At 43.7% G+C, this 13,669-nt stretch carries 15 protein-coding genes; 5 read left to right on the top strand and 10 right to left on the bottom strand.

Annotated features, from left to right (window positions below; translation table 11 throughout):
* Position 1: 1 nt before the first annotated feature.
* Positions 2-1,027, bottom strand: coding sequence for an ABC transporter ATP-binding protein (locus tag NRE15_RS11215; protein ID WP_313792969.1), 1,026 nt, complete (start codon positions 1,025-1,027; stop codon positions 2-4).
* Between the two features lie 20 nt (positions 1,028-1,047).
* Complete coding sequence (locus NRE15_RS11220) at positions 1,048-2,142, bottom strand: type 2 periplasmic-binding domain-containing protein (RefSeq protein ID WP_313792970.1); 1,095 nt, start codon at positions 2,140-2,142, stop codon at positions 1,048-1,050.
* Positions 2,143-2,363: 221 nt separating this feature from the next.
* Here NRE15_RS11220 and NRE15_RS11225 point away from each other — a divergent pair, with 221 nt between their 5' ends.
* Positions 2,364-3,290: a nuclease-related domain-containing protein gene (locus tag NRE15_RS11225; protein ID WP_313792971.1), complete on the top strand. Its 927-nt coding sequence runs from the start codon at positions 2,364-2,366 to the stop codon at positions 3,288-3,290.
* Positions 3,291-4,034: 744 nt separating this feature from the next.
* Here the strand turns inward: NRE15_RS11225 and NRE15_RS11230 are convergent.
* The 8 genes from NRE15_RS11230 to NRE15_RS11265 form a co-directional block, all read right to left on the bottom strand.
* Entirely contained in the window at positions 4,035-5,102 is a 1,068-nt protein-coding gene (locus tag NRE15_RS11230; protein ID WP_313792972.1) for a CehA/McbA family metallohydrolase, read from the bottom strand.
* Entirely contained in the window at positions 5,099-5,548 is a 450-nt protein-coding gene (locus NRE15_RS11235) for a hypothetical protein (RefSeq protein WP_313792973.1), read from the bottom strand. Before NRE15_RS11235 ends, NRE15_RS11230 begins: the two co-directional genes overlap by 4 nt.
* Positions 5,549-6,181 (bottom strand): glycerophosphodiester phosphodiesterase, encoded by a 633-nt coding sequence (locus NRE15_RS11240; RefSeq protein ID WP_313792974.1) that lies wholly within the window; start codon positions 6,179-6,181, stop codon positions 5,549-5,551.
* The gene (locus NRE15_RS11245) at positions 6,181-7,020 is read right to left on the bottom strand and encodes an ABC transporter permease (RefSeq protein WP_313792975.1); all 840 of its coding nucleotides are present in this window, start codon (positions 7,018-7,020) and stop codon (positions 6,181-6,183) included. The genes NRE15_RS11240 and NRE15_RS11245 overlap by 1 nt, the downstream gene beginning before the upstream one ends.
* A 12-nt stretch (positions 7,021-7,032) precedes the next feature.
* A complete protein-coding gene (locus NRE15_RS11250) occupies positions 7,033-8,004 on the bottom strand; it encodes an ABC transporter ATP-binding protein (RefSeq protein WP_313792976.1) in 972 nt (323 codons plus the stop codon).
* Between the two features lie 13 nt (positions 8,005-8,017).
* A complete protein-coding gene (locus NRE15_RS11255) occupies positions 8,018-8,848 on the bottom strand; it encodes an ABC transporter permease (protein ID WP_313792977.1) in 831 nt (276 codons plus the stop codon).
* Positions 8,849-8,992: 144 nt separating this feature from the next.
* A complete protein-coding gene (locus tag NRE15_RS11260) occupies positions 8,993-10,144 on the bottom strand; it encodes an extracellular solute-binding protein (RefSeq protein ID WP_313792978.1) in 1,152 nt (383 codons plus the stop codon).
* A gap of 346 nt (positions 10,145-10,490) precedes the next feature.
* Positions 10,491-10,652: a hypothetical protein gene (locus tag NRE15_RS11265; protein WP_313792979.1), complete on the bottom strand. Its 162-nt coding sequence runs from the start codon at positions 10,650-10,652 to the stop codon at positions 10,491-10,493.
* Between the two features lie 251 nt (positions 10,653-10,903).
* On the opposite strand from NRE15_RS11265, the gene NRE15_RS11270 reads away from it, so the two are divergent.
* Genes NRE15_RS11270 through NRE15_RS11285 form a run of 4 tightly spaced genes read left to right on the top strand, consistent with a single transcriptional unit; the run spans position 10,904 to position 13,496 of the window.
* The gene (locus tag NRE15_RS11270) at positions 10,904-11,467 is read left to right on the top strand and encodes a GNAT family N-acetyltransferase (protein WP_313792980.1); all 564 of its coding nucleotides are present in this window, start codon (positions 10,904-10,906) and stop codon (positions 11,465-11,467) included.
* The gene (locus tag NRE15_RS11275) at positions 11,468-11,767 is read left to right on the top strand and encodes a hypothetical protein (RefSeq protein ID WP_313792981.1); all 300 of its coding nucleotides are present in this window, start codon (positions 11,468-11,470) and stop codon (positions 11,765-11,767) included.
* Between the two features lie 41 nt (positions 11,768-11,808).
* Positions 11,809-12,876: an alpha/beta hydrolase gene (locus NRE15_RS11280; protein WP_313792982.1), complete on the top strand. Its 1,068-nt coding sequence runs from the start codon at positions 11,809-11,811 to the stop codon at positions 12,874-12,876.
* Positions 12,873-13,496, top strand: a complete 624-nt coding sequence (locus NRE15_RS11285) for a YczE/YyaS/YitT family protein (RefSeq protein ID WP_313792983.1) — start codon at positions 12,873-12,875, stop codon at positions 13,494-13,496. The genes NRE15_RS11280 and NRE15_RS11285 overlap by 4 nt, the downstream gene beginning before the upstream one ends.
* The last annotated feature ends 173 nt before the right edge of the window (positions 13,497-13,669 follow it).

The raw sequence follows: 13,669 nt of genomic DNA on the forward strand, positions 1-13,669 counted from the left end.
ATTACCCCCTATCAAAAATGATTAAGTCATCAGGGCTAATTTTTAGATTGATTGGCTGGTTGATGTCAACGTCCAGACCCTCTCTTTGTTGAATGCTGGTTAGATGCATATTGCCAACTTCACTCACTCGACGAGTGGTCATCCCATAAAATTCTTGGAGCTTGAAGGTAGCCGGCAATCTAAGGTAGCGATCGTCATTAGTAGCACGGGTGTCATCGGTAACATTTTCTATTCTGACAAACACTTTTTTGCTTGGGTCGAGCTTTAAGCCAGGATTATTTTGATTTAAAATCTGAATGGTTTCTTCCGTTAATTCGTTGGAGTCCCCAATAAAGCGTGTTACATAAGGTGAAATTGGATGATCATATATTTCTTGCGGTGTGCCAACTTGTTCAAGGAAGCCGTTATTGAAGACCGCAATCCGATCAGACAAGGTTAAAGCCTCTTCTTGGTCATGGGTGACATAAATCATGGTAATATTCGACTCGTTTTGAATTTGTTTCAATTCACGGCGTAGATTTTTTCTTAAGTGGGCATCGAGGTTGGATAGAGGTTCATCTAAGGCAATAATGTTAGGTTGTAAAGCTAAGGCTCTAGCGATAGCTACCCGTTGTTGTTGACCTCCTGACAATTCAGAGACCCCTCGATGAAGTTGGTCAGTAGTTAAATTGACCATTTTGGCGACTTGTTTCACACGGGTTTGAATTTCTTGTTTATCGACTTTGCGTTCCTTTAAACCAAAGGTAATGTTCTCTTCGACGCTCATATTAGGAAAGAGGGCATAGCTTTGAAAAACCATCGCAATCCCACGTTTTTCAATGGGTTTATTAGTAATATCTTCCCCATTTACAACGATAGTGCCTTTAGTGGGATTTTCAAACCCCACCAAGGCACGTAATGTTGTTGTTTTCCCTGAGCCAGAAGGACCTAAGAATGTAAAGAACTCGCCTTGATTAATTTGAAGATTCAAATCGTTAATGGCAACAAAATCCCCATATTTAATTTCTACATGGTTAAATTCTATCATTGGCCGGGCTCCTCTAAAAATTATGGCATATATTCAAGTAAGATTTTAGCAACCCATTCGTCAAGTCTTGAGTTAATATAAGTCCAGTCAGCTTCTTGCCATTTAAAATTAGCATTGATTTCTTGCATACGTGGATCCATAAATTCTACCGCATCAACGTTAGTAACAATCGTTCCGTTATCCGCTGCATATTCACCAATGACATCTGCACTACCAATCCAGTTAGCAAAACGAATCGATTCGTCAACGATAGCTTGGTCATCACTGTTGACAACACCCACGTGGTTAGTATTGGTTGGAGCACCTTCTTCAAAGTACACAATCAGTGGTGTTTCAAAGTCAGCAGCAGCGGCATCTAATTTAGAATAAATAAGGGAAGCAGCCGTATAGGCATAAGGCACTGTGCCTTCTACTAAATTAACAAACTCATCTTCACCTTCTTGAGCTTGGTAGCCGTTGGCAAAATACGCTTCAATCGCTGCCCAACCTGCCTCAGAAACGCCAAGTTCGCCACTTTCATCTAAGTATTGCGCTAAAATACCACCGACCATCATCCGCGCTTGTGCACCCCCTAATTCCTTAGGTACCATATATTTTCCATGGTAAGCTTCATCTTCCCATAATTGGCTAATCGTTGTGGGCAGTTCTTCTGCAGATACAACGTTTGGATTAGCAACATACAATTTTGGTTGGACTTCATATGGCCAAGAGTAACCATTCACACCATGTGAGCCTTCAACTTTATCCGCCCATGCGGGTTCCCAAGCCGTTAAAGCACCGGCTTCAACCATTAAATTAAAGTTATCTTCAGAGGGTCCCCAAACAACATTCATTGTTGGGTTGTTAGCTTCTGCAATCACACGTGACGTTAAATCCCCACCACCTAAGCTAACTAATTGAATATTAAAACCAGCTTCTTCAGCGGCATTTAATAACCAGGCTTCACGTGGTTCACCTGCACCTGTGTTGTTTGTTCCAATCACAAGTTGTACCCCTGTTGGTTCTTGATCAATAATATCTTGTTGCGGTGATTGTGCTGAAACGAGAGCCGTTCCAAAGGTGCTTAATGCTAAAGCGGCTACTGCGGTAAAGTTAAATAGTTTTTTAAAAACCATGGTTCATTCTCCTCTAAATAAATATGATTGAATTAACAGCTACCCAAAAGTAATTGTTATATCCTTCCTTAACCTTAATCCAAAGCGTTATCTATCACAATATGCTTTACAGATTGTTAACGTGGACTTTACAAATTTACATATTTTGTGAAATAAAAAGATGGAATCCGGCTTTTTTTACGTATATATATATGACACGTAAAATAAAGGAGATATTTATTATGAAAAAAAGCAATCATTTGATGGTTTTGGAATACATGGAACGGCGCGGGATGTTAGTTGATGCGGACGCCAAGAGCCAATTGTATGCGATGCAGAAGGGTTTTGAGGGGGAGTTGGCTTTTGCGGCTTTGTTTGAGCGGTTTGCGAATCAGGATTGGCTGCTGATTTATGATTATTGGTTTGCTTCAGGCAAGAAAAAGCAAATAGACTTTTTGTTGTTATCGAGTGCGGTGTGGTTTCAGATTGAAGTGAAAAATTATGAAGGACGGTTCGAGTATAAGACCGGGGAGTGTTGGCACAATGGGAAGCTGTTGGACGAGAATCTTTTTTCAAATATGGAAGAGCGGGCACGGCGGTTGAAAAAGATTGCAGCTGGGGTCAGTTCGAAGATTCAGGTGCGATCGATAGCGATCTTTATCAATGAGTTTGGTCAGACTTATTTTGACGAGACTTTCACCGGTGAAGCGATTAACCACCTTCAAATTAAGGATTTCTTTTGGAGCATTCGCAATGTGCAGAAGCTGCCAGCCTGGCTGGAGGACAAGGTACGGTTGGCTTTGGAAGAGGAGCGAGGAACCTATGCGATTGCCTTTAAGGGGCTGGACCCGGGCGTGTTTGAGTTGGTGCGACAGGGGGTGTGTTGCGACGGAGATGAGAGTTGTGGAGGCTTTCATGCGGTGCGCCATCAGCAGTATAGTTTTATTTGCCAAAAGTGCGGGAAAATAGAGAGTCTTGCCGATGTGATCGCAAGACATGCGGTGGAGTTGCGGTATCTGTTTTATGATTACCCAGAAATGGTGACGGCAGGGAATTTGTATCTGTTGATGGGCGGGGCAGTGTCGAAGATAGCTATAAGAAAACATTTATCCGCAAAATACGACCTAGTAAGAGTTTCAAACACGCATTATTATCGAATAAATATCTGAAAAATAAGACTGTTAAGGTTTTTTGCTGAACGCGTATATGGAAATCGTAAAAGGCTATACGCGATTGCTGAACGCGTATATGGAAATCGTAAAAGGCTATACGCGTTTTCCCCACCCCCACAAAACACCAAAAAAGGCGCCCCAGCGGCGCCTTTCACTATCACCACTTCACATAAATTGACCACACATTAAGGCCATGAAGCTTTTAGGTAAGGGAGTATATGGAAAATATGAAACGCGTATATGGAAATCGTAAAAGGCTATATGCGATTGCTGAACGCGTATATGGAAATCCTAAAAGGCTATACGCGATTGCTGAACGCGTATATGGAAATCACAAAAGGCTATACGCGTTTTCCCCACCCCCACAAAAACACCAAAAAAGGCGCCCTAGCGGCGCCTTTCACTATCACCACTTCACATAAATTGACCACACATTAAGGCCATGAAGCTTTTAGGTAAGGGAGTATATGGAAAATATGAAACGCGTATATGGAAATCGTAAAAGGCCATATGCGATTGCCAAACGCGTATATGGAAATCACAAAAGGCTATACGCGATTGCCAAACGCGTATATGGAAATCACAAAAGGCTATACGCGATTGCTGAACGCGTATATGGAAATCACAAAAGGCTATATGCGTTTGCTGAACGCGTATATGGAAACCACAAAAGGCTATACGCGTTTTCCCCACCCCCACAAAACACCAAAAAAGGCGCCCCAGCGGCGCCTTTCACCATCATCACTTCACATAAATCGGGTTACCTACTACAACCAACGTATTCTCCACGCCACGGAAGTCACCGCGAACTTCAAATCGCACAAAGCCGGGCTTAACAGCAGCAGTATCTAACGCAAAGACCACTTCAAAGCCATCGCCACCAAGCTCAGCAACAGGCTCGCTCTGGTGGAGCAGGGTGTTGTTATTCCACACGGACACGACTGCGTGGGTTACGGGGAATTGTTTCAAGTCGCGCAACTCAGTAGGGGTCACCGCCACACGCACCTCAGCAGCAGCACCCCCGTCAGCACCAGCCTCAGCAGTAGCACTACCCCCCTCACCAGCACCCCCCTCAGCCAGCTTCCCAGCGCCCACACGGTCGCCCATGTGCCAGTCGCCCACGGAAAACTGCACACGAGGTCCCAAAGTAATATAATAGGACCCGCTACGCAGAGCTTCCTTAAAGGTCGCCGGCGTCAACGCCTTTCCAGCCGCCAACTCCACATAGGTCACGCCCATATTGGCGTCGGGGCCATCGGGGCGGTGCCAATCACGGCCGGCGGAGCAAGAGATTTCGTAGCCTTCCAATAGCTTGCCTAGCCATAACTCATAAGCTAAGACAGATTCCAACTTGGCTTGCGGGGAATTGCTATTCCAGATTTCGATATAATTGACCAAGCTAAAATCCTTCACGCGGAAATCCCAGTGACAGCCGGTGCAAATGGGCGACCCGATATCAAATGGATGGGCAATCCCCACCAAGCCATTGGCCGCACGGACTTCAGCCATGTAGTCATCGATCGTATCCACCGTGGCTTCACGCCAATCGACATCGTAGTCGGCATCGTGGGCCAGCATATGCCCGAAGTAAGTCGTCCACTCCATGCCATGCAAGGTCACTAGCGCCCCAGACTTTACCGCCTCGACTTCCGCCATCTCCAAATAACCTGCCGACGAATTGTGGTCGGTCAAAATTAAGCCTTTGTAGCCGAAGTCGACAGCAGCATCCACCAACTCACTCACGCTAAACTGCCCATCGCTGTGGTAGGTATGCGAATGCACTTCGACGGGGTATTGATATTTATTCATAGAGACGCCTCGATTCTAACATTAGCCTTAACAACTTTACTGGCCACACAGTGGCAATTCAACTGCAATTCCCAACGACCGGCATCCACATCGACCGGCCAAAACCCATGGCTGGCCGACGCTGCGCTAATCACAATCGTTTGGTCATTGCTTTTATTATGATGCGCCCCCAAATAACGACCGTTTTTACTCAACGACAAAGTAATCAAATTATCGACCGGTAAAAAATTCGCGACCTGATAATCCTCCGGACGACTCCCCGGCAGAGCATACTTGACTACAGCCTCTTCAAGCTGGCTAATCGCGACGTCATCGCTACTTTTATTGGGCGAATAGTTAAAATAGATCGTCAGCTGCGTGTACGTTTGATTCAGTTCAAACGGAATCTTAATATTCGTTTGCGTATCAAACTTCCCCAGCTGAATCGTCAAATCGACAATTTTCATCTAGGCCACCCCCAAATACGCTAAGGCACTGCGACTTGTTACATTATAAACCCCCATATTTAAATAAATATCAATGGTACTCAAGTCGTTAACGGTCCAAACAGAGATATTTACATTGAAATGATGAATGATTTCCACAATTTCAGGGGTTACAAACCCATAGTAAAATTGTACGACACGCACACCCCGCGCATAAATATCGCTTAAGACCCGCACGAAAACTTCATGATCAAAGGTTTGGCTGTAATCCCAGCTGTTTTCGAAATTATAGAAGAGTTGCGGGCGGAACGATGGCTCGTAATCTTCAATCACCAAACCACCACTCAGGACAATGCGGTCAACTAAGTCAAACGCTTGCGCCAATTCAACGGCTAAAGGCCCAATCGCACCGTTTTTACAGTCGATATTTATTAGGGTGGTTTGGTTTTGAGAGGTTTTCATCTGTTGAAAGACATCCTTTAAAAGGACGCAGTCAGCGTAATCGGCCATTTCGTCGTGGCTGAGGTACAAGGTTCCGTCCTCAGCCAATTGACAGTCAATCTCAAACGCTTCAACGTTGGCGTTTAACATTGCTTCAATAAATTCCATACTATTATCTTTAAATCCATCACTACCAGAATGTGCTGTTATCATTATTGTTTCTCCCATGCTTCGTCTCGTAAGTTGGAGACGATATATAATACGGCCGCAAATGAACAGAAAATGAACATGATGACCGATAAAGCTGCGGCTCTTTCATAAGCCATGTATGAATTGAACTGGTCGTATAAGACCACGCCCAACATTTTTGGATGGTTGGCACCCATTAAAAATGGTGTCGTAAACGATCCGATATTACCCATAAAGACAAATGTCATGGACATCAACATATCTTTGTAGGTGATGGGTAACAACAATTTGGTGAAAACATGCCAAGTGTTACCGCCAACGTCACGCAAACCTTCAATGTAAGAGTCCTTAACATTCGATAAAGCCGATAATAGAATTAAACTGGAAAAAGGAATGTTAAACCATAGGTTCATGATGACAATCCCTTCCATATTGTACATCCAGCCTAAACTTAACTCGATCCCAAACCAATTCGCAATCCGTGCCAAAACCCCGGCGTCGCGAATCATTAAAATCATTGAATAGACCGCCACTAAACCAGGAATAAACCGTGGCAGTAAGACGAGCCATCCCATCCATTTAGACACGCGCGATTTTGAAAAGCGCAAGTAAATCGCCAACAAATACGAAATAACTAAAGTTAACACAACCGTAATAAGCACGATTTGCAACGTATAAATAATATTTTGTTGTTGGACCGGATCTGTAAAGAAAAAGAGATAATTATCCAACGTAAAGGAACCATCTTCAGGATCAGCAAAACTACGGAAAATGGAGTTAAACATTGGCACGACAACAAAGGTAATCACAATAATAAACGACGGCGCCACTAAGAGGTAAGGGGTCCATTTATTTTCTTTCAATATGAACCCCTCCTATTTCCCTGCGTAAACATGGTGTCTAGCGACTTTATACGAAACGTCACTACCGATCAAATAGTTGGGCACTTCAGACCGTGAAATAAATGACTGCAATTGACTACCATTCGGCAAGTCCAAGGTCACAATCGCATAGTGACCAATCAACATAATATCCGCAATGGTCGCGCTGTGTTCATATTCACCGGCTTGTCCTAAGACAATATCTTCCGGACGTGAAGCCACCACTTCGCCACTTTCAGACTGATCAAAGTTCATCGTTCCAATAAATGACGCCACATATTGTGTTTCAGGGTTGTCATAAATATCATTTGGTGTCCCAACTTGCGCAATGACCCCTTTATCCATAACCACAATGCGGTCAGAAATTGACATGGCTTCTTCTTGGTCATGCGTGACAAAGACAATTGTTAAATCCAAATCTTGGCGAATCCGTTTAATTTCAGACCGCATTTCATGACGAATCTTCGCATCCAAAGCCGAGAAAGGCTCGTCTAACAATAAGACCGCTGGTTTTAACAACAAACTCCGCGCAATCGCGACCCGTTGTTGTTGCCCACCTGATAATTGGGAAGGAAACTTCTCTTCAACCCCCGGCATGCGCACCAAATCCAAAATAGTCGCCACCTGCTTTTTAATATCCGCTTTCGACACTTTACGCAATTTCAAGCCAAAGGCTAAATTCTCAAACACAGTCATATGTGGCCACAAGTTATACGATTGAAACACCATCCCGGTCGGACGGTTTTCAGGCGCCAAGTTCGTCACATCTTGACCATCAATCAAAATCTCGCCCGCCGTCACCTTGTTAAAGCCACCAATCGCGCGCATAATCGTCGTTTTCCCACAGCCCGACGGCCCCAAGAGTGTCAAAATCTCCCCTTGATTAATGGACAAATTAATATCCTTAACGCCGTCGCCGTTATCATAGATGACACTTAAATTATTTATTTGAACTTTTTCAACCATAATAAATATCTCCTTATTTCATTTTAAAGCCTTGGCCTAAGGCATCGGCCGACAGGTATTTTCTAAATAACCAAATCACAATGATCGATGGCACCATTAAGATAAGTGAGAAGACAGCCCCCGCTTGCAATGGATAATCCAAGATAATCCCATACATTGCCGTTGCCATCGTATTAATATCCGGGAAGCCAACTAACAGCGTTCCTTGCGCTTCTTCCATGGAACCTAAAAAGGTGTAAACCGATGCGACTGCAATCCCAGGCATGGCCAAAGGTAAGGTTATTTTCCGAAAGACCATAAAAGGGGAGGCCCCCACATCACGGGCTGCTTCTTCTTGTTGTCTGTGGACCGATCTAAAAGAACCGGCCGGTAACCAAATCATAAACATCAACGTATTGATTAAATGGATAATAATAACGCCCGGCAAAGTCCCCATTAAATTCAAACGATAAAAAATGATGGCCATAGCCACATAAATACCCATTTTCGGAAACGCATTGGAAATTAAAAAGGTGAACATGAAAAACTTGCGTCCGACAAAGTTATACCGCGAAATCGCATAAGCGGCCGGCACGCCAACGATCAATGAAATAATGGTCGTCAAAGTCGCCACCACAAAGGAGGTAATAATCGACTCAACTAACTGATCTTGACTGAAAATAAATTCCCACCAACGCAAACCAAATTCTTGGGGAATCACATTGGGATAACGATACGTATCGCCAAAAGCGATCATGATGTTATTGACTAAAGGAGTATAGAAAAAGAGTAAAAAAATAGCAAAAATCACAAAGTTCCAAAATTTACGCGGCCCCACAGCGTGGTAATAACGTTTCGGTGACATACAAACTCCTCCTTGTAAAGTTTTATCAATTACAAAAGCCGAACGTTTCACCATATCGTGTACTATCGCGAGAAGGACAGTATGTTTTCACGATAAGATAGAACGTTCAGCTAATGTAGAGTAGCAGTGATATTTAGTTAACGATTATTGTAAAGTTCCGATTTCATTGTCCCAACGTTCGTTAAGTAAACCACCTAGTTCACCTAAGCTTGAACGACGGAAGTTAGTCACATCAAGGCCTTCTAATAACGAAGAGTTCGGGCTATCGAAGCTAGAAGAATCGACTAAAGGAATTGCAGCCATGTTGTCTAACAAGATTTGTTGTGCTTCGTCCGTTAACATGAAGTCCATAACGGCATGCGCACCTTCAACGTTTGAACCGATGGTAGGAATCGCAAAAGCATTCAAGCTTCCAGTGAAACCAGGATCGATTTGAGCAATTTTAGTTGTTTCAGGTAAAATACCTTGGTTGATTTGAGAAATAGCCATATCAGCCCAAGCAGGAATCATGTCTACTTGTTGGTCAATTAGTAAATCAAGTGTTCCTTGGTTTTTGTTAGGATAAACGGTTGAACCACCAGATTGGTATAAGAATGGGTGTAACTCTTCTAATAAAGCAAAACCTTGATCCCATTGTTCCATGTTAGCTTCGTCAGAAGACGTTAAAGCCGCTTCATCTAAGAAGTTGTAAACAGCTGTCACAACAAATGAGCTACCAGCACCACCAGAACCTGGTGTGTTGTAAGCGAAACGACCTGGATTTTCTTTAATCCATGTGTATAATTCATCAGCCGTTGTTGGAACATTTTCAACACGTTCCTCGTCATAAGCTAAAACAACCGTTGTTCCACGGTAAGGAGCTAAGTATTCAGCATTTTCTGCCACTTGCGCATCCACGCGTTCTAAGTTAGGTACTAAGGCTGTATCGACAGGAACGAACATTTCATCAACCGTCATATCGGTTGTGTAGGAAGGAATATCATCAGCACCTAATTCGATAATGTCATAGTTTGTGCCAGTTTCGCCAGCTAAAGTAGCTGCCACTAAACGATCACGTAACCCTTGTGCACCAGAACCAGATAAAATGAACTCAACTTCTAAGTCATATAATTCACCATAAGATGAATTGTCAAACGCTTTTTCTAACTCTTCGAAGACCATACGAACATTGTCAGATCCACCTGTCCATAAAGTAACCGTCGTTTTTTCTTGCGCAGACACAGTTGCTGTTGCTAATGAACCCGCTAAAGCCGCAACCCCAGCCAAGCCCATCAATTTTTTAAGTGCTTTTTTCATTTGCTACCTCCAAAATAATTGTTTTTTTACAGCACCTATCGTACCACCCCATTGTTAATTTCCAGTCAAATTCCCGTAAATATTACGTAAATCCAGCACTTTGATTGTAAAGTTTTTGTATACCTCTCGAATTCACTATTTTCCAAATAAATATCTCTGCTAGCTTCTAAGCTGGCTGCGTGCTGCTTTTCGGGAACGGCTGTGCTTTCCGATATTGGTAGAAAAACAAGTCATCGCCAGTGACTGCGAGTGACGGGAAATGCTAAAAGGCGGACTTGGAATGGGGCGGACGACCGGCAATTTGAATTGGCGGACGTCCCACAAAAACGACGACCGGCAAGTGTGCTTAATAAGGTGTAAACGCCAAAAAACCGGACTTGGAATGATGGGGACGACCGGCAAGTTGAATTAGCGGACGTCCCACAAAAACGACGACCGGCAAGTGTTGGCAGTGATAGAATGAATCATAATGCCCGCCAAACCAGCTTCCATTTGGCGATGTCTTCAACTCTGCCCGCCAAACGACCTTCCATTTGGCGAGTTTGTTTTGTCATATTAAGTACGAAGTAAAAAAGTGGAGGGATTTCGGATACAGAAAAACGACAGCTAAAGTTTTATCGATATAGGTGGCGAAGCCCGCGCATTCCCCCGCCACCCATAACCTCTACTGACAAATCAATCCTCTTCACAAGAATTTTCCACAAGAAATTTAGTGTAAATCATGTTAAGATATTGGAAACGACTTTGAGGAGTGGTAAGATGAGTAGATATGTTTTTAAACTGCGAGTAGATAATCAATTGAGTCTCGTGGCACCGATAGCGACGGCAAAAGTTGCGGCAGAGTTATTTACTTTAATTGACAAAGACCGGGACCATTTAAAACCGTTCTTACCCTGGGTTCAAGCCACGCAAACGGTGGAGGACGAATTCAACTTCTTAAAGCGGGTGCTGCAAGCTCAAGCCGAGGGTGAGACTTACATGTTCCTTATTGAATATGACGACCAAATAGTTGGCACGATTGATTTGCATTTTGTAAATACGAATCATCACCGAGCCGAAATTGGTTATTGGTTGGCCTCGTCGCACACAGGGCTTGGGATTATGACACGCTGCGTCAACACAGTCACTCAATATGGTTTTCAAACTCTGGATTTGAATCGCATTGATATTTATTGTGATGTGGAGAATGTGGCGTCAAACGCGGTCGCCAAGCGGTCAAACTATCAATTTCTCGCGACGCAACCGGCGCAAGTTTTTCAAGATAACCGCTATCGGGATATGAATCAGTATGTGATGTTAAAACGTGATTTCAAGGAGGACTAAATGGATATATTAGGAATACTTGGTTGGATTGTTATCATTATCGTTGCTGTTGTTGTCTATAGTTTTATGGCGCGGTCAAAGAATCGGCGCGAAATGGAGCGCAATCGCCGCGATTTGCGGGATGGGAAATTGAATGACAGTCAGCTGAAAGAGATTTATCGCAAGTTAGATAGTTATAAAGATGATCCGTTTTTTGCGGTAGCTTCCTATGGCTTGTTCTATAAGGAATACTACCAGTTGGCCAATGAAAATTATGAAGCATTTAAACCTGAGATGCTAAAGCGAGGGCTACTCCGTTAACTCCGTTTAGTTAGCCTCAGCCATGAGGAAGGGATATTTATTTGAAAAAGATAGGGAAAGTATTAGGATGGGTTGGGGGTTTGATGGGCGGGGCGGCGCTGGCGGCTTATGCGACAACGCTGGTGACGCCAAAACCGGAAGCTTTTATGATAAAGCAGCTATTCAACCGTCCATATGGGATAAAAAATCCGACGATGTACGAGGCGGCGAGTGGACGAGTGAAAGTGCTTGAGGATTTGTCGTTTTCGAGTCATTTTGAAAACAGCACCTACGATTTGTATTTGCCAATCGATTTGGCTGACAATGAGAAGTTGCCTTTGGTGGTGTGGTTGCACGGCGGCGGTTTTGTGGGTGGCGACAAGTCGCAAATGCATGAGTTCGCCACTTATTTAACAGCGCGTTCGCGTGTGGTAGTGGCTACTTTAAATTACGGTCTAGCCCCTAAAAATAAATATCCCTACCAATTAAACCAGTTGGCTACTGCTATCTGCTATTTCAAGGAAGAGCCAACCTTAGCGGAGCATTTGGATTGTTCGCGCATAATAATTGGGGGCGATTCGGCAGGGGCACAAATTGCTGGCCAATATGTGTTGATGCAGACAAACGATGCTTATCGTGAGTCAATGGGGCATAAGCAGAGCTTAGAGACAGAGCAAATCAAGGGCTTTATCTCTTATTGTGGTCCGCTAGCCATGAGTCGCTTGGCGACCCATCCCCATGAAAGTCGGATGGTGCGCTATATGTTGCATACCATATCGCGTTCCATTATTAAGAGTCGCGAATGGACACAGCAAGCGGAATTGTTTGAAGCTTCAATAACCGATCATGTCAACAGCTGTTTTCCTCCATCTTATGTTACGGATGGGAATACACGGACATTTGATATGCAAGGGCAAGCCTTTACCCAGCGGCTGAAAGAATTGAAGGTGCCTGTTGTGGAACGCTTTTTTGCCGATACCGATCGCAAGGTGATGCACGAATACCAGTTTGAGTATTTAACGGATGATGCGCTAGTTTGTTTGGATGAAACGTGTGCGTTTATTGATGAGGTGTTGCAGGAAATGAAGGATGATAATGGCAGAAGTATGTATTTGAAGGAGATTAAATGAAAAATATAGTTGTTAGAGGGCTGTTTTTGGTGATGGGATCCCTTTTGTTAGGTGTGGGGGTCGGCTTGGGCATTGCCGGAGGCCAAGAGGTTGACGCTTTGGGAACGATTTGGGAAGGCATGAGCCTGACGTTTGGTTGGTCCTTAGGGTCAGCGAATTTGATTTTCAACCTAATTTTGTTAGTTGTTCTGCTTTTTGTCGATATTAAGCAGGTCCATGTGGGGACGTTATTGAGTCCGGTGATTGCGGGAGCGGCGACCAATTATACTTTGGCGCTAGTGGAGACGCCGGAGTCTTTTGTCATGCAAATCATCCTTTCCGCGTTTGGCGTGCTAGTGATTTCAACGGGGGTCGGTGTTTACACTGCATCGGAATTGGGCAAAAGTGCTTATGATGGCATCACCTTTGCCATGAGTGCCCGTTTAAAGGTTGAATTGTACAAAGTCCGTTTTGTTAATGACTTGATTCTGTTGGTTTTGGGCTATCTGATGGGCGGCACGATTGGCCTAGTGACTCTAGTGGCCATGTTGTACGTTGGCGTCGTCGTCCAGCGCGTCAATAGCTGGAGCACACGCACCATTGAACAACTGAGTGAAAAACCGGCTTGGAAAGCCGATTAATCTTTTAATAAATATCTCTGCTCTTCGTATCTTTTCTTATGACTATATATTAGGTTTTTGATATTATAGAGATAATCATTATCTACTGAAGGTATCATTTTCAACGATAATGAGTAATGAAGGTTGATTCTACAACAATAGTTAAGGAGAGGCATATGAAGAAATTTGTATTG

Source organism: Fundicoccus culcitae (genome assembly GCF_024661895.1).
Classification (GTDB): Bacteria; Bacillota; Bacilli; order Lactobacillales; family Aerococcaceae; genus Fundicoccus_A; species Fundicoccus_A culcitae.

Bases quoted from the DNA above. Each gene is read 5' to 3' on its own strand.
- NRE15_RS11215 (WP_313792969.1), bottom strand. From the start codon at position 1,027: ATGATAGAATTTAACCATGTAGAAATTAAATATGGGGATTTTGTTGCC.
- NRE15_RS11220 (WP_313792970.1), bottom strand. From the start codon at position 2,142: ATGGTTTTTAAAAAACTATTTAACTTTACCGCAGTAGCCGCTTTAGCA.
- NRE15_RS11225 (WP_313792971.1), top strand. From the start codon at position 2,364: ATGAAAAAAAGCAATCATTTGATGGTTTTGGAATACATGGAACGGCGC.
- NRE15_RS11230 (WP_313792972.1), bottom strand. From the start codon at position 5,102: ATGAATAAATATCAATACCCCGTCGAAGTGCATTCGCATACCTACCAC.
- NRE15_RS11235 (WP_313792973.1), bottom strand. From the start codon at position 5,548: ATGAAAATTGTCGATTTGACGATTCAGCTGGGGAAGTTTGATACGCAA.
- NRE15_RS11240 (WP_313792974.1), bottom strand. From the start codon at position 6,181: ATGATAACAGCACATTCTGGTAGTGATGGATTTAAAGATAATAGTATG.
- NRE15_RS11250 (WP_313792976.1), bottom strand. From the start codon at position 8,004: ATGGTTGAAAAAGTTCAAATAAATAATTTAAGTGTCATCTATGATAAC.
- NRE15_RS11255 (WP_313792977.1), bottom strand. From the start codon at position 8,848: ATGTCACCGAAACGTTATTACCACGCTGTGGGGCCGCGTAAATTTTGG.
- NRE15_RS11260 (WP_313792978.1), bottom strand. From the start codon at position 10,144: ATGAAAAAAGCACTTAAAAAATTGATGGGCTTGGCTGGGGTTGCGGCT.
- NRE15_RS11270 (WP_313792980.1), top strand. From the start codon at position 10,904: ATGAGTAGATATGTTTTTAAACTGCGAGTAGATAATCAATTGAGTCTC.
- NRE15_RS11275 (WP_313792981.1), top strand. From the start codon at position 11,468: ATGGATATATTAGGAATACTTGGTTGGATTGTTATCATTATCGTTGCT.
- NRE15_RS11285 (WP_313792983.1), top strand. From the start codon at position 12,873: ATGAAAAATATAGTTGTTAGAGGGCTGTTTTTGGTGATGGGATCCCTT.